Here is an 18,316-nt window from a genome sequence, read left to right on the forward strand (position 1 = left end):
AACGTTAAAGATACTTAAGCTTGATTTAATGTCTCATGATTAGGATAAAAGGAGGCGGTACAATGGCAAAAAAATCAAAAGTACAATTTGTTTGCCAAAATTGCGGGTATGTGTCGCCTAAGTTCTTGGGACGCTGCCCAAATTGCGGAAAATGGAATACGATGGTCGAAGAAATCGAACAAGATACAACGGACCGCAGAACTCGGACAAGTTTGACAGGAGAAAAAGCAAAACCAACAAAAATCGCAGACGTCGTCCCTAAAAAAGAACCTCGGATCAAAACAAAATTAGAAGAACTGAACCGTGTGTTAGGCGGAGGTGTGGTGCCAGGGTCTATGGTCTTGATTGGTGGCGATCCAGGTATCGGGAAATCCACTTTGCTGTTACAAGTTTCTCAGCAATTAGCAGCCATAGGCGGAAAAGTTTTATATGTATCCGGCGAAGAAAGCGCAGAGCAGATAAAATTACGCGCGGAACGCCTCGGAAGTATCAACACAGAATTTTATCTATACGCTGAAACAGATATGAACGAAATCAGTCGTGCCATCGAACATATCTCCCCTGATTATGTTATCATTGATTCCATCCAAACGATGACGCAGCCAGACATCACAAGTGTGGCAGGAAGTGTCAGCCAAGTAAGAGAAACCACTGCAGAACTACTCAAAATCGCTAAAACAAATGGGATAGCCATTTTTATCGTCGGTCATGTTACCAAAGAAGGCTCGATCGCCGGCCCAAGAATGTTAGAACATATGGTGGATACGGTGTTATATTTTGAAGGTGAACAACATCATAGTTTTCGGATTTTGCGAGCAGTAAAAAACCGATTTGGCTCAACGAATGAGATTGGGATTTTTGAAATGCATGAGCATGGATTGGAAGAAGTCGCTAATCCTTCACAGATTTTCTTAGAAGAACGCCTAGACGGTGCAACTGGCTCTGCTATCGTTGTGGCAATGGAAGGGACACGTCCAATTTTGGTAGAGATCCAAGCATTAGTCACACCTACTATGTTCGGAAATGCCAAACGAACAACAACAGGTCTTGATTTCAATCGGGTATCTCTGATCATGGCAGTGCTGGAAAAAAGAGCTGGGTTGCTTCTTCAGAATCAAGATGCTTACTTAAAAGCTGCAGGTGGGGTAAAATTAAATGAACCAGCGATTGATTTAGCTATCGCTGTCAGTATTGCTTCAAGCTATAAAGAAAAAGGAACACAGCCAACGGAATGTTTCATCGGTGAAATTGGACTGACTGGAGAAATCAGACGTGTCAGTCATATTGAACAACGAGTCAAAGAAGTCCAAAAACTCGGCTTCACAAAAGTATACCTACCTAAAAACAACTTAGGTAACTGGGAAGCGCCAAAAGGAATCGAGATAGTTGGAGTAGCAACTTTGGCTGAAACGTTGAAGCGTGTGTTCCGCTAACTAATAAATGATTGTCGAAACGGAGGAAAAACGATGCAAAAACGTGTCATTACTTTGCTGATGATCATTGTCGGCGCAAGCTTGGGTATTTCATTTTTACCCTCAGCTTGGCAGGCAATCGGTCAACAGTCAAACGGATGGCTGAATAATACATTTACCAACAGCCTGTTAGGCGCACTTATTTTCTTTTTATTATCTTTGCTGTTGGCCAAACATATCTCAGCTATTATCAAACAAGTAGAACAAAAACTAAGTGAGGTCAGCTTGACTTATCTTCTCTTCGGTGCGATCGGTGCGATCATCGGATTGACTTTAGGTGTTGTGATCTCGACCCCTCTTTACAATATGGAAATTCCATTCGTCAATAGTGTATTGCCGATTTTACTGATGATCATCTTAGGCTATCTGGGATTGAGAATGGGAACGACACGAATCGAAGAATGGAAGAAAGTTTTTGGTTCACGAAGCAAAAAAATCGAGCAAGAAACAGCTAGTCAAGTTGAGAGTCAACTGTTAGAACGAAAATCAGGAGAAAATTTCCATAAATATAAAATCTTGGATACAAGCGTGATCATTGACGGTCGGATTTATGATATTACAAAGACTGGATTCTTAGAAGGAACCTTGATGATCCCTAATTTTGTTCTTTACGAACTACAATACATCGCGGACTCAGGGGATAGTTTGAAACGTGTGCGTGGTCGTCGCGGATTAGATATCCTAAATGCCTTGCAAAAAGAAGAGGGTATATCTGTCGAAATGTACGATGGAGACTTTGAAGATATCAGTGAAGTAGACAGCAAATTAATCAAATTGGCTAAGCTTTTAGATGGTGTCATTGTAACCAATGACTATAACTTGAATAAAGTTTCTGAATTCCAAAATGTACCTGTTCTTAATATCAATGCGTTGGCAAATGCCGTAAAACCAGTCGTCATCCCTGGTGAAACGATGAATGTTCTAGTAGTAAAAGCCGGGACAGAACGCCAACAAGGAGTAGCCTACCTAGATGACGGCACGATGGTTGTCGTAGAAGATGGACAGCATTACATGAATGAACGTATCGAAGTCGTTGTAACAAGTGCCCTTCAAACAGCTGCTGGACGCATGATCTTTGCTAAACCTGCACATGCAGGACGAGGAATCGACAATAAAAAAGAGACAGAGAAAAAGACTAAACAATCAAAATAAAAAAGAAATTCAGCCAACTGGTAAGGAAATTCAACCAGTTGGCTTTACTATTTACCTTAGAAAAGGTAAAATTTGTGCTGAGTGGCTTTAAATAAATGATATTTGAGAAGCCGTAACTGACGGAATTTTTGCTGTTAGTCAAAGTCTAGTTTGAAAGAAGAGGAAGAAAATGACGAAAGTACGCGTACGCTATGCACCAAGTCCAACTGGGCACCTGCATATTGGAAATGCAAGAACTGCATTATTCAATTATTTGTTTGCCCGCCACAATGATGGAGACTTTATTATTCGTATTGAGGATACTGACCAAAAACGTAATATCGAAGATGGCGAAAAAAGCCAGTTGGAAAACCTTGCTTGGTTGGGAATGAATTGGGATGAATCTCCTGAAAATCCTGGAGAATACGGCCCTTACCGTCAATCTGAACGTAAAGAAATCTATCAACCGCTGATTGATCAGTTGCTTGCTAGCAATCGAGCATACAAATGCTATTGCACAGAAGAAGAATTAGAAGCAGAACGGGAAGCACAACGCGCAAGAGGAGAAATGCCTCATTACGCAGGAACATGTGCGAACTTGACACCTGAAGAACAAGCAGAAAAAGAAGCACAAGGTCTAGAATCTGTTGTACGTTTCCGTGTGCCTCGCAATACAGAATACGCATTTACAGATATGGTGAAAGGCGCTATTTCGTTCGAATCCGATAATATCGGTGGCGACTTTGTCATCCAAAAACGCGATGGTATGCCAACTTATAATTTTGCTGTTGCGGTCGATGATCATTTGATGAAAATCACTCACGTTTTACGTGGAGATGACCATATTGCCAATACACCAAAACAACTGATGATCTATGAAGCATTTGGCTGGACACCACCAACCTTCGGACATATGACATTGATCATCAACAGTGAAACAGGTAAAAAACTAAGCAAACGTGACGAATCAATTTTGCAATTTATCGAACAATATCGCGAATTAGGCTATCTACCAGATGCAATGTTCAACTTTATTGCATTATTGGGCTGGTCACCTGTGGGCGAAGACGAAATCTTCGAACACCAAGAATTGATCAAAATGTTCGATCCAAAACGCCTAAGTAAATCACCCGCAGCTTTCGATGCGAAAAAACTGCAATGGGTAAACAACCATTACATCAAAGCAATGGATCTAGATGCATTTACTGACATGTGTCTGCCTTATCTAATCGCTGATGGACGTGTAGCAGAAAATCCAGATGAAAAGACAATCGAATGGGTGAAGAAGATCGTTAGCCTGTATCAACCTCAAATGAGCTATGCTGCAGAAATCGTTGATCTGTCTACGCTATTTTTCAATGAACATCCTGTATTGAATGAAGCAGCAAAAGAAGTACTTGCTGGTGAAACAGTTCCTACTGTTCTCCACGCATTCAAAGCACAGCTAGAACAAATGGAAGTAGTAGATGCTCCAACTGTCAAAGCTGCCATCAAAGCTGTTCAAAAAGAAACTGGCGTAAAAGGAAAAAATCTTTTCATGCCAATCCGTGTAGCTGTATCAGGACAAATGCATGGTCCAGAATTGCCTGAAACGATCGAATTGCTTGGTCGTGAAAAATCATTAGCACATTTAAATCAAGTACTGAACTAAACACGATGAACAGAAAAAAGTAAGCAGCTGATCATTACAAGAGAGATACCGGGTGGTGCAAGGTATCAATGAATGGTTGCCGAAATGCCTCTGGGAGTGGTCTTGGCGAAACACAGAAAACAGGAAAAACTGTTTTATAGGAAACAAAGTAGCCAAGAACGTATAACAGGCGTTAGCTGTCAGAGATAATCATTGATTATGAAGAAAAGTGGAACCACGCGGAAAGCGTCTTTTGATAAGGAAACTTATTTAAAAGGCGCTTCTTTTCTTTATAAGAAGATGATTTCCTACATAAAATTCTTACGAAAGGAGTGGAAAGTCATGAGTTGGTTTACCCGAGCGATTGATGCAGCAAAGAGAAACGATCCGGCTGCACGTTCGACAGCTGAGATCGTTTTGACATACCCTGGTTTTCATGCCTTGTTTTGGCATCGTTTCTCTCATTTTTTATATCAGCACCGGCTCTTTTTATTGGCGAAGATCAATGCTCAATTCTGGCGTTTCCTGACAGGTGTTGAGATCCATCCAGGAGCAACGATTGGCACTGGCGTGTTCATCGACCATGGAATGGGAATCGTCATTGGCGAAACCGCAGAAATCGAGGACGATGTGATTTTATTCCATGGCGTAACATTAGGCGGTACAGGAAAAGAAACGGGTAAAAGACATCCAACTGTTAAACAAGGAGCCATGCTCTCTGCGAATGCGCAGATATTAGGACCGGTAACGATCGGAAAAAACGCCAAAATCGGTGCAGGTGCCGTTGTGTTGAAAGATGTTCCAGACGACGCTACAGCGGTAGGAGTACCAGCAAAAGTCGTTCGAATCAAAGGAGAAAAAGTGAGGAGATCAGAATGATAAAAATCTACAATACATTGACCAGAAAAAAAGAAGAATTCATCCCTATACAAAAGGGACATGTCGGTATGTATGTCTGCGGACCGACTGTGTATAATTATATCCATATCGGAAATGCTCGTAGCACCATTGCTTTCGATACAATTCGACGCTATTTTGAATATCGAGGCTATAAAGTCGATTTCGTATCGAATTTCACGGATGTAGACGATAAAATCATCCGTACAGCAAACGAATTAGGTATTACAGCACCAGAAGTTGCTGATCGTTTCATCCGAGCATTTGAAGAAGATACGAAAGCGTTGAATGTCGAGCCTGCTACACTGCATCCAAGAGTCATGGATCATATGCCAGATATTTTAGCATTTATTCAAGTGTTGGTTGAAAAAGGCTATGCTTATGAATCTTCAGGTGATGTGTATTACCGTACCCGTAAATTTGAAAATTATGGGAAATTAAGTGACCAATCCATCGATGAACTGGAAGTCGGAGCAAGTCAGCGTACAGGGGAAGAACAGCAGCAAAAAGAAGACCCATTAGATTTCGCTTTATGGAAACAAGCAAAACCTGGCGAGATTTCTTGGGATTCACCATGGGGCAAAGGACGTCCCGGTTGGCACATTGAATGTTCCGTTATGGCAACAAAACATTTAGGAGAAACAATCGATATCCATGGTGGCGGGCAAGATTTAGAATTTCCTCATCATGAAAATGAAATCGCACAAAGTGAAGCGAAAACAGGGAAAAAATTCGCTAATTACTGGATGCACAATGGTTATGTAACGATTGGCGAAGACGATGAAAAAATGAGTAAATCTCTAGGGAATTTCATCACTGTACATGAAATGATCAAAAACGTTGATCCACAAGTCTTGCGTTTCTTCATGGCGACCACACAATACCGTCGTCCGATCCGCTACAGTGAAACGACGATGAAAGAAGCAGCCACCAATTTACAACGACTGAAGAATACGTTTGACAATTTGAAGTTCCGCCAAGAAACTGCCTCAGAGAATTTGGCAGATGATGCGGATAAAATCGCTTTGTTAGAAAATTTAGAACAGCGATTCATCGAAGAAATGGACGATGATTTTAATGCAGCAAATGGGATCACAGTGGTCTATGAGCTTGCTAAGTGGCTGAACACTTATCTAGACCAGCCGAAAGTTTCTGCCGCTGTCTTGGCACAAGGAGAAGCTTTATTCTCGCAATGGCTTTCGATCTTCGGTATTTTATTTACAGCAGAAGAGTTATTAGATGAAGAGATTGAACAATTGATCGAAGAACGAAATCAAGCAAGAAGCAATCGTGATTTTGCCCGAAGCGACGAAATTCGTGATTTGTTGAAAGAAAAAGGGATCTTATTAGAAGATACACCGCAAGGAACCCGATGGAGAAGAGAAGCATGAGAGATCACACACAATTGAACGGTTTAGCCTTGGCTTATGTTGGAGATGCGATTTACGAAATCTATGTTCGTGACCACCTGATTGATCAAGGAGAAACAAAACCCAATAAGCTGCATCGTGCGGCAACGAATTATGTTTCTGCGAATGCACAAGCCTTTTTGATTCAGCAAATGCTGGAAGAACATCTTTTGACAGAGGAAGAAGAACTTTATTATCGCAGAGGAAGAAATGCTAAAAGCCATACGAGCGCAAAAAATGCTGATGTTACGACGTATCGGGTCGCAACAGGGTTCGAAGCGCTCATGGGCTATCTGCATTTGACAAAACAAACCGAGCGGATGGAAGAATTGATCCGCTGGTGTATTCAGAAAGTTGGTGAAAAAAATGGGTAAAGAAAGAACAAACAAACATCAATCGAAACGTGGATTTGAAGACAAAAAACAAAATAGATATCCAAATAAAAAGCAAACTGGACGAAATCAGTCAGTTTCTGATCAAAATGAAGAAGCATTAGAAGATAATTTCGTCTTTGGACACCATGCCGCAGTAGAAGCGCTACAACAAGGGCGAGGGAATAAACTCTTTCTTCAAGAAGATTCACGAGGAGAAAAAGTAGAAGAACTGAAAGAAATCGCACGTGAACAAGCTGTGCCAGTCAAATGGGTTCCTAAACAAAAATTAGAAACTTTGAGCGATCAAGGCGTGCATCAAGGAGTCGTTCTTGCGATTACACCTTATGAATATTTATCCCTTGACCAACTGATTGAACGAACAAAAGAGAAAAAAGAAGACCCCTTCTTTTTGATTTTGGATAGCATCGAAGATCCACACAATTTTGGGTCGATTTTACGGACAGCAGACGCAAGTGGCGTCGATGGTGTGATCATACCAAAACACCGAGCAGTTGGAATCACACCTATCGTAACAAAGACTTCCACTGGGGCAGTCGAACATGTCCCTGTTGCACGCGTGACGAATTTGGTACAAGCTGTGCAACAGCTCAAAGAAACAGGATTTTGGGTATTTGGCACAGATATGACCGGCACAAACTTCCAAAAATGGAATGCCAAAGGATCAATTGCTTTAGTCATTGGTAATGAAGGCAAAGGAATGAGTCCAGGATTGAAAAAAGAAATGGATGAATTGCTGACGATCCCGATGACCGGGCACGTCCAGAGCTTAAATGCCAGTGTTGCTGCTGGTTTGCTTATGTATCAGGCTTTTTCCCAACGTCAGGGGGAGTAGACCATGAAAAAACAGCTGTTGATTGTAGACGGCTACAACATGATTGGTTCGTGGCCGGAACTTGTCCAGCTTAAAAAGCAGTACAAAATGGCGGATGCAAGAGAAGCTCTTTTACATCGTTTATCAAATTATGCGAAATATGAAGGACTAGAAGTCATCGTTGTCTTCGATGCCCAATTAGTTCCGGGCATCCAACAAAATTATAAGAAATACCAGTTGGATGTTGTTTTTACGAAAGAAGACGAAACGGCTGACAGTTATATCGAGAGAATCGCTGGTCAGCTGAATGACCGTTTGACACAAGTGACAGTGGCGACAAGCGATTTAGCAGAACAGTGGATGATCTTTTCCCAAGGAGCATTACGAACTTCTGCTTATGAATTATATAAGACGATAAAAAAAACGGAAAAAACAATAGCCCAAGAAAATAAAGATATGCATTTTATTGATTTCCGACGTAATTCTCCATGGAATGAAGAGCAGTTAAAAAAATTGTCCCAAAAATTGGACGATTTAATGAGAAAAAATAAATAACATATCGTTCTAATCAGTTCGATGAATCATTGATGATAAGATTCCTCCATAAACGAATTTATGGAGGAATTATTTTATGTCTGAGGAGTTATTGCGCGCTGCACGTAATGGTGACGAAGAAGCATTTGCTGCCCTGTATCAAAAATATTTTCCACTTTTACTACGTTTGAAAAACACCTATTATTTAAGAAATTATGTTTCAGAGGATTGGGAACAAGAAGCAAGGATCGCTTTATATCAGGCATTGAGAACTTACGAAAAAAGCAAAGGTGTTAGCTTTGGAAGTTATTATAAAAGCATTATAAGCAATCAAATCTATTCTCTATTGAGGAAGCAGAACGCGCTGAAGCGTCGTGATCAAAAAGATGAAGTCTCAATCGACCAAAAAATAGAGACAGAAGGACCAGACTTTTTAGCAGAGATCACATTGCAAGAACCTTTAGCGATTCAGCATCTTTTATTAAAAGAAGCAATCGAAAATTGCGAAATCCAGTTTTCAAAAATAGAAGCTAAAATTTTTCATTATTATATGCAAGGCGTTGATTTTGTAGACATGGCTGAATGTTTAGCAATGGATCACAAGCAAGTAATGAGCGCTTACGGGAGAGTAAAACTCAAAATAAAAAAACACTTGAAATTTTATAATGAGGAATAATTTAGAAAAATCTTAATGAGCTTCTTATTTATTTTTATTGCATTTCTTTTTTTTTTATGGTAAACTTGAAAATTTTAAAAATATGTGGTATAGTTGATAGTAGAGGTGAACTGTATGCCAACAACTTTAGCTTCAATCAAGAAAGATTTAGAAGGTCGTATCGGCAGCCCAATCATGTTGGTTGCTCAGACAGGAAGAAAGCGTCAAACAGAACGCCGCGGCGTTTTAACAGAAACCTATCCTTCAGTATTCGTTGTTGATTTGGATCCTGAAGAAAATTCTTTTGAACGAGTATCTTACAGCTATTCAGATGTACTTACTCGGACAGTTGAGATCGAATTTTTAACTGAAGCAGTTTAAAAAGCAAACGAGCCTGAGATTCGTAAGGTTCGTTTGCTTTTTTGTGTGCGAATCGGTATGCTAAGAATAAAAAAGCAGGGGGCGTTTGCTTAGTGGAATATCAGGTAAAGAAATTTGAAGAATTGTCAACAGCAGAGTTTTACGCGATCGTCAAAGAACGAATCGCAGTTTTTGTTGTGGAACAACAGTGTCCTTATCAAGAAGTTGATGACATTGATGGACAAGCTTGGCATACGTTTTTTCAAGATACTGATGGGAAGATCCTTGCCTACACGCGAGTATATGAAGAAGCGGAGAGTATCCATTTTGGACGTGTCCTTGTTCATCAGGACAACCGTAAAGATGGTTTAGGAAGAAAGATTGTTCAAGAAACGATTAACATGATCCAGAAAAATTTTCCAGAAAAACCAATCGTGATCGGCGCACAAGAATACCTACAAGCTTTTTATGAGTCGTTTGGATTCAAGGCAATCTCAGATGTGTATTTGGAAGATGATATTCCACATATCGACATGAAAAAGGAACAAGTAGCAAGTTAAGAATCTAAAAAAAGAAAGCCGACACTGAAAATCGGCTTTCTTTTTTTTTAGATTCTTTATTATTTAGAAGTATCGGAAAGATTTTTTTGCTCTACTGGATGTGTATTGTCTTCTGCCACTTGTTTGGCAAGAAGATCGCGTATGTCACTAAGATAATCTTCTGCAGTAGGAGTTTCTTCCACTTCCACTTGCTCTTCTTTGGAGCGTAAATTCTTCGCACGGTTTGCCGCTTTGACAACTAAGAATAAGACAAAACCAGTGATCAGAAATGTAATGATAGCACTAATAACGTTACCAAACGCAAATGTGACGCCTTTTGTCGGCGACCAGTCAAGAATTGAAAGTGCTCCTTCTAAATCAGAAGTACCTGTGATCATTGCGACAAACCAACCTATTAGTGGTGTGATCAAGCCTTGCACCACTTGGTTTACGATGCTTGTAAACGCACTACCAATAACAACGCCGACAGCAAGATCCAAGACATCTCCACGCATGATGAACTCTTTGAATTCTTTGATCATGAATGACCCTCCCTTCTTTTATTTGTCTTTAGTATATCGAAAAATAAAAAATAAAAAAACAATATACGCTTTTAGCCGTCTGTTTCTTTTGATAAAAAACATCTATGCTATACTATAAAGTGTAACATCATTTAGAAAAAACGGCGAATTGCCTGAACTTATAAATTTCAAGCAGAGGAATAAGTAAAAAAGGCAGGTTGACCCATTAAAAGAGTAAGCGGGCAATCAGCTGTGAAAAGGAGCATATAAATATGGTGTATCAATTGGCAGAAGGCGTGAATCTTCATGTCTTACCAACAAAACAATACAAAACGATCCGGATTTTTATCCGTTTTACTGCGCGTCTGCAACAAGAAGTCATCACGAAACGTTCACTTCTCAGCAGCATGTTGGAAACAAATAGTTTGAATTATCCGGATCAGACAAAGTTAAGTGCGCAACTTGCAGAGCTTTATGGCGCAAGCTTTGGATTATCAGTTAGAAAAAAAGGAAATTTACATTGGCTAAACGCAGGGATCAGTTTTGTGAATGGTGAATATGTCAATGATCCAAACCTTTTTTCTCAAGCGGTAGATTTTTTAAAAGAGGTTTTATTTTATCCAAATATTAAAAATCATCAGTTTGATCAGTTGACGTTTGACTTGGAAAAGAACAATCTGCGTCTATATTTGGAAAGTTTGAAGGAAGATAAACAAACTTTTGCTTCCTATGCCTTGCAAGAACTTTATTTTGAAAACAGCCCGGAACAAAAGATCCCAGGGTTGGGCGTAGTCGAAGATCTGGACAAGATCACTGCTAGTTCGCTAGCATCCTACTATCAAGAAATGATGGCAAATGATCAAATCGACATTTTTGTTGTCGGCGATGTTGATCCGGACAAAGCAGCTGAAGCAGTTGGGCAATTACCATTTGAGTCGCGGGAAACAGTTTATCCCGATCTGTTTTATACCCAGCCTCAAGTGAATATCGTGAAGGAACGACAAGTACGTGAGCCAATCGTTCAAGCAAAGCTGAACCTAGCTTATCAGACAAATGTGTATTACGATGAACCAGAACGTTTTGCGCTAATGGTCTTTAACGGTTTATTTGGCGGTTTTCCTCACTCTAAACTTTTCATGAATGTCAGAGAGAAAGAAAGTCTAGCTTATTATGCCTCTAGTAGCGTGGATACGTTCCGAGGGTTCATGAGTGTCCAAACCGGTATCGATGAAAAGAACCGAAATCAAGTACTTCATCTGATTCACGAGCAATTAGAAAGTTTGCGAAATGGTGAAATAACAGAGTTGGAACTGTCTCAGACAAAAGCAATGCTGAGAAACCAATATCTGCTTTCTCTAGACTCTCCTCAAGCAGCAATCGAAGCTTCTTTTTTGGACAGCTGGCTGCCAGAAACAAAATTATCTGATGAAGAATGGTTGAAACGCATGGAAAGCGTGACAATCAAAGAGATACAACAAGTGGCTGAGCAAATCGAATTGCAGGCGATCTTCTTTTTAGCAGGAGGAAATGCAAATGAATAAAACAGAATATGAGCAAATCAATGAAACACTTTATCATGAAGTACTGCCAAACGGTTTGACCGTGTATTTGTTGCCTAAAAATGACTATCACAAGACATATGGTTTGTTCAGTACGAATTATGGTTCGATCGATAACGAATTTATTCCCTATGGTGAAAAAGAAAAGGTGAAAGTTCCAGATGGAATTGCCCATTTTTTAGAACATAAGTTGTTTGAAAAAGAAGATGGTGATGTCTTTCAATTATTTGGGAAACAAGGAGCTTCCTCCAATGCTTTCACAAGTTTTACGAAAACCAGCTATCTGTTTTCTACGACGGATCAGGTAGAAAAGAATCTGACGACTCTGATCGATTTTGTACAAGCACCTTACTTCACAGAAGAAACTGTAAACAAGGAAAAAGGAATCATCGGTCAGGAAATCCAAATGTATGAAGACGACCCTAACTGGCGGATGTTTTTTGGCATACTAAATAACTTGTATCCTACACACCCATTGCATATCGATATTGCGGGCACGGTTGAAAGTATCGACAAAATCACAGCTCAAGACTTGTATACGTGCTATCGGACGTTTTATCAGCCAAGCAATATGGTTTTATTTGTAGTTGGTAAGATGGAGCCTGAGAAATTGATGAAACTTATTCGGGAAAACCAAGAAGCAAAAAATTTCCCTCCAAAGCAAGAAATTGTACGTTATTTCCCTGAAAACACAAAAGAAATCATCAAACAAAGTGCATTGGAAGCAGCCATTACACGAGATAAATTTGTACTTGGTATTAAAGGATTAGACACATTGCCGCAAGAAGGAACAGAACTGTTACGCTATAAAACAGCAATCAATCTGTTGTTCCAAATGATTTTAGGCAATACTTCTCGAAACTATCTAGCGATGTACAATCAAGGAATTATCGATGACAGCTTTGGTTTTGAATTCAGCTTGGATCGTGAATTTCACTTTGCGGACTTCAGCGGAGATACGGACGAACCAGAGAAAGCAGCAGAAAAAGTCAAAGAAATCATTCTTGGATTCGCTGATGATCCGGAAGTGTCAGAAACAAATCTCGATTTGCTGAAGAAGAAAATGCTTGGACAATATTTCCAATCATTAAATTCGATCGAATATATTGCCAATCAATTTACGCAAAGTTTATTTGGCGATCGAACTTTATTTGATCTTCCTGAAATCATCGATTCGATCCAAATGAAAGACGTACTGGCAGCTGGGGAAGCATTTATAAGTGAAGAGGCCTTCAGCGAGTTTTACATGAGACCAAAATAAACCAGTATTTTATGAGGAAAAGTCTTAAATTTCGTTTTAGACTTGTAGTAGGAACCTCCTCCAAAATCAGCTTTTATGGTATTCTTAGTTGTGTTGGAAAAATTAGTGAGAAAATAAAACAAATCATGCTCTCTTTTAATCAACTTATATTAAAATAAAATCAAACGAAGTAATCAAAGAGGTTGTGACAGAAGTGGTCAGCTTCAAGAAATAAGAAGGAATTTACGAAAATTGCTTCTCAAATTTTTGTGATATTTCGGCTTATTGCCGAAGAAGCTACTTCTGGAACACCGTTTAAGAAAGAGGTCGTGAGCCTGCCGTTTAACTCCGAGTCACAAGGAACAAGTTCAAAAAACAGCTTCTTATATTTATTGGATATTGTGACTTGTGACCGAGGAGTTGGCAGGAGAACAATGTTTATTCGGAAAAAAGGAGCTGTGACACGACTTTTGTCACAGCCCCAAACATAACGTCTTTCGTTGCAACAGCAGATGCTTCGGAGAATCAAACAGACTGGAGAAGATGAACGAGTGGCTTTTGAAACCATCGGAGAAAAATTACGGCAAGCACGCCTGAATAAAAAGATATCTTTAGATGAATTACAGCAGATTACAAAAATTCAAAAACGTTATTTGGAAGCAATCGACAATGATGATTTTGATCAATTGCCTGGTAAGTTTTACGTACGGGCGTTTATTAGGCAATACGCTGAAGCTGTAGGAGAAGATGGAGACCATTTAGTCGATGTTTTTGATGGAAAAAGCAAATTGACAGGATCGGTCCCTGAACGTCCGCAGCCTGAAACAGTAAGTACTTCCAGAAAAGCAATACATCAAGAAGAATCGCATCCAAGTCGTTTTTGGACAAGTCTTCCTGTCATTTTATTAGGATTGGTCGCTTTGGCAATCGTCGTTGTCGTAGGCTATATGACTTGGCAAGATCGTCAAGCTGATCCAATAATCGGCGATACAGCTTCTTCGCTCAAAGTAGAAGGATCAGTTGAGGAGTCCTCTTCCTCAGAGCAAAGCACGCAGACCCAAGAGTCTTCTACAGTAGAGTCAACAACAGAATCAAGTGAAGAAAAGAAAATGGCAATAGCTGCAGGAGAGGATTCCGGCAGTGCCATCGCAGTAAATATTACAGATGCTACCAAGCCTGTCACTCTTGAGTTTACCGCTGTTAATCGTGTGTGGATCGGTGTACTAGTAGACAATGCTTATGTTTATCAAGGAACACTGGCAGCAAATGAAACACAAAGTACCGTGTTACCGGAAACAGCGGCCAATGCGACCATTACGATCGGTGCAGCAAGCAATGCGACGATCAAAGCGAATGGAGAATCCGTACCAGTTAATCCAGGGGAAAACAATCAGAGTCCAAAAAATGTGAACCTTACTCTTCAATACGCAGAGTGATCGTATAAATTAGTTTACGCATCTGTTTACTTGCAGGTATAAAAAAGAAGGATCGTGACAAATCTGTGTCGCGATCCTTCTTCGTTAATTCATAAAGATCAATTTCAATAAAAATACTCCTTTGAATAAATTCATTTGGAAAAGTAAATAATATCGGTGGAAACTTCGCTGATAGTCACGTAGAATAGGGAAGAAAGGAGTCGATAGTGTGAATTTACCAAATAAATTAACTGTACTTAGAATTTGTATGATCCCGATTTTCATTTTGGTTGTAGGTTTACCTTTAGATTGGGGACAACTTAACGTAGGAGACACCACACTGGCTGTCACACAGCTAGTAGGTGCAGTTATTTTTGCTTTAGCTAGTATCACAGACTGGTTAGATGGAAAAATTGCCCGTGCGCGAGGCCTTGTCACTAATTTTGGCAAGTTTGCGGACCCGTTGGCAGATAAAATGCTAGTTATGACTGCTTTTATCATGTTGGTTGACCAAGGAAAGGCCCCTGGTTGGGTAGTAGCGATCATTGTCTGTCGTGAATTAGCCGTCACAGGCTTGCGTTTACTACTTGTCGAACATGGAGAAGTCATGGCTGCAGCTTGGCCGGGAAAAGTCAAGACGGCTACACAAATGGTTGCTATTATCTTGCTGTTTATCAATAATATCCCATTCAGCCTGATCGGTATTCCAGTAGATCAAATCATGCTTTATGCTTGTCTGATCTTTACTATCTATTCAGGTGTGGATTACTTCATCAAAAACAGCGGTGTGTTCAAAGGATCAATGTAAGTATCGTTTAGTGGAGAGGTTGTGAGCCTGCCGTCTAACTCTGAGTCACAAGGGATAATTTCAAAAAACAGCTTTTCATGTTTTATGTATATTGTGACTTATGACCGAGGTTTTGGCAGGAGAACACTGTTTATTTGGAACAAGGAGCTGTGACAAGATTTTTGTCACAGCTCCTTGCCCTCTTTTTAAATAAAAAAATATAAAAATACAGCGTATACTATATAAGGGAGCGGGAAGTAATGAAAGCAGAAATAATAGCTGTCGGAACAGAACTTTTACTAGGACAAGTCGTGAATACGAATGCCACTTTCTTGTCAGAACAGCTAGCTGATCTAGGTATCGAAGTTTATTATCAAACAGTTGTAGGAGATAATCAGCAGCGTTTAGAAGAGTTGATTGCTCTAGCTGAAACAAGAAGTGAACTCATACTCTTATGTGGCGGATTAGGACCGACAGAAGATGACCTGACAAAAGAAGCAACTGCGGCTCACCTCGGTAAGTCTCTCATACAAAATACGGAAGGATACAAAAAATTATTGGCATATTTTGAAACAACCCATCGAAAAATGACCAAAAACAATCTGCAACAGTCCCAGATTATCGAAGGCGGGGTTCCTCTACCAAATCGTACAGGGCTTGCTTTAGGGACTTTTTATCAAACAGATACACATGCGTATATCCTTCTTCCAGGTCCGCCTAATGAGTTGAAACCAATGTTTGTGGAACAAGTACGTCCTTTACTAGAGGAACGTTTTCCTTCTGAAGAAAAACTAATTTCTAAAGTTTTGCGCTTTTATGGGATTGGTGAATCGCGACTGGTCACTGAGCTAAAAGATCTGATTGAGACACAGATCAATCCAACGATCGCACCATATGCCAAACCAAATGAAGTGACATTACGACTGACAGTGAAAACAAATGATGTTCAGGCAGGGAATCAAGCTCTTTTAGCATTAGAAGAAAAAATCCAAGAACGAGTAGGGGAATATTTTTATGGATACGGCGATGATAATTCGCTAGCAAAAGTCGTAGTGGAACTACTGAAAGAAAACAAGCAGACTGTAACAGCAGCGGAAAGTTTGACAGCCGGTGCCTTCCAAGCCGCATTGGGCGATATTGCTGGTGTATCTGAAGTATTTCCAGGTGGATTCGTTACCTACTCGCTCCAAACAAAAGCTGGTTTTCTGGAGATTGATCCGGAGCTATTAGCAGAATATGGAACAGTCAGCAAAGAATGTGTGGAGCAGATGGCCATTCAAGCACGTGAGATAGCAAGAACAGATTACAGTGTAGCTTTCACCGGAGTGGCTGGACCGGACACGTTAGAAGGTCAATCTGCAGGAACAGTATGGATCGCTATTTCATCTAAAGACGGCGTGGTTTCGGAAAAATATCACTTTGCCAGAGATCGTGCTGCTATCAGATATAATGCGGTTATGCAAGGATTTGATCTTTTGAGAAAACAGCTTTTAAGAAAATGATAAATGCGAATATTTGTTCGGTTTTTTCTTGCTTTTTTTCACTAAAAAAGATATGATAAGGATAATGAAATGTTGCTCTGATTTGTAAATATAAGGAGGATTATCGTATTGGCAGATGATCGTAAAGCAGCCTTAGATGCTGCACTGAAAAAAATTGAAAAGAGCTATGGTAAAGGCTCTATTATGAAATTGGGCGAAAAAATCGACCAGCAAATCTCTACAATTCCAAGTGGCTCTCTTGCGTTAGATGTCGCTTTAGGTGTCGGCGGTTATCCCCGTGGACGTATTATCGAAGTATACGGACCTGAAAGTTCAGGTAAAACAACAGTGGCGCTACATGCTATTGCAGAAGTACAAAAAAATGGCGGAACTGCCGCTTTCATCGATGCTGAGCATGCGTTAGATCCGCAATATGCACAAAAATTAGGTGTGAATATCGATGAACTACTTCTTTCACAGCCTGATACAGGAGAACAAGGTCTGGAGATCGCTGATGCTTTAGTATCAAGTGGAGCTGTAGACATCGTAGTAGTCGATTCAGTTGCCGCTTTAGTTCCACGAGCAGAAATCGACGGCGAAATGGGTGACTCACATGTCGGGTTACAAGCACGTTTGATGTCTCAAGCATTGCGTAAACTCTCTGGTTCGATCAACAAAACAAAAACAATCGCTATTTTCATCAACCAAATCCGTGAAAAAGTAGGCGTGATGTTTGGGAATCCAGAAATCACTCCTGGAGGACGCGCATTGAAATTCTACGCAACGATCCGTTTGGAAGTACGTCGTGCAGAACAATTGAAACAAGGTACAGATATTGTTGGTAACCGTACAAAGATCAAAGTCGTAAAAAACAAAGTAGCACCTCCTTTCAAAATCGCTGAAGTAGATGTCATGTATGGTTTAGGGATCTCACAAGAAGGAGAACTTCTAGACATGGCAGTAGAAAAAGACATTGTTGATAAAAGCGGTGCTTGGTATTCTTATAAAGAAGATCGGATTGGTCAAGGACGGGAAAACGCTAAAATCTATATGGCTAATCATCCTGAAATGATGGCAGAAGTTTCTGCTCTAGTTAGAGCAGCTTATGGTATTGGTGAAGAAGTCGCTGTCCCAGAAGATGAAAAAGGACAAGAAGAATTGCCTTTAGTAGAAGAATAAAAATCATGATAAACAAAAACGGCTGGTCTGAAGAGTAGGTACTCTCCTTGACCTGCCGTTTTTTTATTGAATAAAGAAATCGTGAGTTATTTAATTATACGAGTGGGTACATAAAATAAAAATATCTGTTCATCTACAAAGAATAATTTAATAGAAAAGTTTCTCAATTTAAAGGTTTACCTATATGAAACTAGTGTCATTTATTTTAAAAACCATCGTTTAATGAATAAGTAGAAAGCCGTTTCTTTGTTTATTTAAAGTTGACACTACGGGGTACAAACATTAGAATAAAGTTGTGCAT

18 protein-coding genes and 1 other annotated feature are annotated in these 18,316 nt (G+C 39.9%); of the genes, 17 read left to right on the plus strand and 1 reads right to left on the minus strand.

Going from position 1 to position 18,316, the window contains the following annotated elements:
• Positions 1–62 precede the first annotated feature (62 nt).
• The 11 genes from radA to OS139_RS12210 all read left to right on the plus strand — a co-directional run bounded on the left by radA (position 63) and on the right by OS139_RS12210 (position 9,854).
• Positions 63–1,433: a DNA repair protein RadA gene (radA, locus tag OS139_RS12160; RefSeq protein ID WP_002287449.1), complete on the plus strand. Its 1,371-nt coding sequence runs from the start codon at positions 63–65 to the stop codon at positions 1,431–1,433.
• A gap of 33 nt (positions 1,434–1,466) precedes the next feature.
• The gene (locus tag OS139_RS12165; protein ID WP_002287448.1) at positions 1,467–2,624 is read left to right on the plus strand and encodes a PIN/TRAM domain-containing protein; all 1,158 of its coding nucleotides are present in this window, start codon (positions 1,467–1,469) and stop codon (positions 2,622–2,624) included.
• Positions 2,625–2,793: 169 nt separating this feature from the next.
• Positions 2,794–4,254 carry a glutamate--tRNA ligase gene (gene gltX / locus OS139_RS12170; protein ID WP_002287447.1) on the plus strand — a complete coding sequence of 487 codons (1,461 nt, stop codon included), beginning with the start codon at positions 2,794–2,796 and terminating at the stop codon, positions 4,252–4,254.
• Positions 4,251–4,490 (plus strand) — a binding site (T-box leader). Its footprint overlaps the gene before it by 4 nt.
• Positions 4,491–4,575: 85 nt before the next feature.
• A complete protein-coding gene (gene epsC / locus OS139_RS12175; RefSeq protein WP_002287446.1) occupies positions 4,576–5,112 on the plus strand; it encodes a serine O-acetyltransferase EpsC in 537 nt (178 codons plus the stop codon).
• Positions 5,109–6,521, plus strand: coding sequence for a cysteine--tRNA ligase (gene cysS / locus OS139_RS12180; RefSeq protein ID WP_002322772.1), 1,413 nt, complete (start codon positions 5,109–5,111; stop codon positions 6,519–6,521). The genes epsC and cysS overlap by 4 nt, the downstream gene beginning before the upstream one ends.
• Complete coding sequence (locus tag OS139_RS12185) at positions 6,518–6,913, plus strand: Mini-ribonuclease 3 (protein ID WP_002332252.1); 396 nt, start codon at positions 6,518–6,520, stop codon at positions 6,911–6,913. The genes cysS and OS139_RS12185 overlap by 4 nt, the downstream gene beginning before the upstream one ends.
• The gene (gene rlmB, locus OS139_RS12190; RefSeq protein WP_016628020.1) at positions 6,906–7,766 is read left to right on the plus strand and encodes a 23S rRNA (guanosine(2251)-2'-O)-methyltransferase RlmB; all 861 of its coding nucleotides are present in this window, start codon (positions 6,906–6,908) and stop codon (positions 7,764–7,766) included. The genes OS139_RS12185 and rlmB overlap by 8 nt, the downstream gene beginning before the upstream one ends.
• A gap of 3 nt (positions 7,767–7,769) precedes the next feature.
• Positions 7,770–8,300, plus strand: a complete 531-nt coding sequence (locus OS139_RS12195; RefSeq protein ID WP_002332254.1) for an NYN domain-containing protein — start codon at positions 7,770–7,772, stop codon at positions 8,298–8,300.
• A 76-nt stretch (positions 8,301–8,376) separates the two neighbouring features.
• The gene (locus tag OS139_RS12200; protein ID WP_002287436.1) at positions 8,377–8,955 is read left to right on the plus strand and encodes a sigma-70 family RNA polymerase sigma factor; all 579 of its coding nucleotides are present in this window, start codon (positions 8,377–8,379) and stop codon (positions 8,953–8,955) included.
• 114 nt (positions 8,956–9,069) lie between these two features.
• A complete protein-coding gene (locus OS139_RS12205) occupies positions 9,070–9,315 on the plus strand; it encodes a Veg family protein (protein WP_002287434.1) in 246 nt (81 codons plus the stop codon).
• Between the two features lie 92 nt (positions 9,316–9,407).
• On the plus strand, positions 9,408–9,854 hold the full coding sequence (locus OS139_RS12210; RefSeq protein ID WP_002297374.1) for a GNAT family N-acetyltransferase: 447 nt from the start codon (positions 9,408–9,410) through the stop codon (positions 9,852–9,854).
• A 59-nt stretch (positions 9,855–9,913) separates the two neighbouring features.
• Here OS139_RS12210 and mscL read toward each other — a convergent pair whose 3' ends face one another.
• Positions 9,914–10,375: a large conductance mechanosensitive channel protein MscL gene (mscL, locus tag OS139_RS12215; RefSeq protein WP_002332255.1), complete on the minus strand. Its 462-nt coding sequence runs from the start codon at positions 10,373–10,375 to the stop codon at positions 9,914–9,916.
• 251 nt (positions 10,376–10,626) lie between these two features.
• Between mscL and yfmF the strand changes: the two genes are divergently transcribed.
• The 6 genes from yfmF (at position 10,627) to recA (ending at position 18,015) form a co-directional block, all read left to right on the plus strand.
• Positions 10,627–11,895 (plus strand): EF-P 5-aminopentanol modification-associated protein YfmF, encoded by a 1,269-nt coding sequence (yfmF, locus tag OS139_RS12220; protein ID WP_002287428.1) that lies wholly within the window; start codon positions 10,627–10,629, stop codon positions 11,893–11,895.
• On the plus strand, positions 11,888–13,174 hold the full coding sequence (yfmH, locus tag OS139_RS12225; RefSeq protein ID WP_325066959.1) for an EF-P 5-aminopentanol modification-associated protein YfmH: 1,287 nt from the start codon (positions 11,888–11,890) through the stop codon (positions 13,172–13,174). The genes yfmF and yfmH overlap by 8 nt, the downstream gene beginning before the upstream one ends.
• A 491-nt stretch (positions 13,175–13,665) precedes the next feature.
• Positions 13,666–14,589: a RodZ domain-containing protein gene (locus tag OS139_RS12230; protein WP_002310444.1), complete on the plus strand. Its 924-nt coding sequence runs from the start codon at positions 13,666–13,668 to the stop codon at positions 14,587–14,589.
• Between the two features lie 208 nt (positions 14,590–14,797).
• Positions 14,798–15,376, plus strand: a complete 579-nt coding sequence (gene pgsA, locus OS139_RS12235; protein WP_002298210.1) for a CDP-diacylglycerol--glycerol-3-phosphate 3-phosphatidyltransferase — start codon at positions 14,798–14,800, stop codon at positions 15,374–15,376.
• Positions 15,377–15,615: 239 nt separating this feature from the next.
• The gene (locus tag OS139_RS12240) at positions 15,616–16,857 is read left to right on the plus strand and encodes a competence/damage-inducible protein A (protein WP_002296026.1); all 1,242 of its coding nucleotides are present in this window, start codon (positions 15,616–15,618) and stop codon (positions 16,855–16,857) included.
• A gap of 108 nt (positions 16,858–16,965) precedes the next feature.
• Positions 16,966–18,015, plus strand: a complete 1,050-nt coding sequence (gene recA, locus OS139_RS12245; RefSeq protein ID WP_002287328.1) for a recombinase RecA — start codon at positions 16,966–16,968, stop codon at positions 18,013–18,015.
• The last annotated feature ends 301 nt before the right edge of the window (positions 18,016–18,316 follow it).

The organism is Enterococcus sp. E4-223 (assembly GCF_035727065.1).
Taxonomy (GTDB): domain Bacteria; phylum Bacillota; class Bacilli; order Lactobacillales; family Enterococcaceae; genus Enterococcus_B; species Enterococcus_B faecium.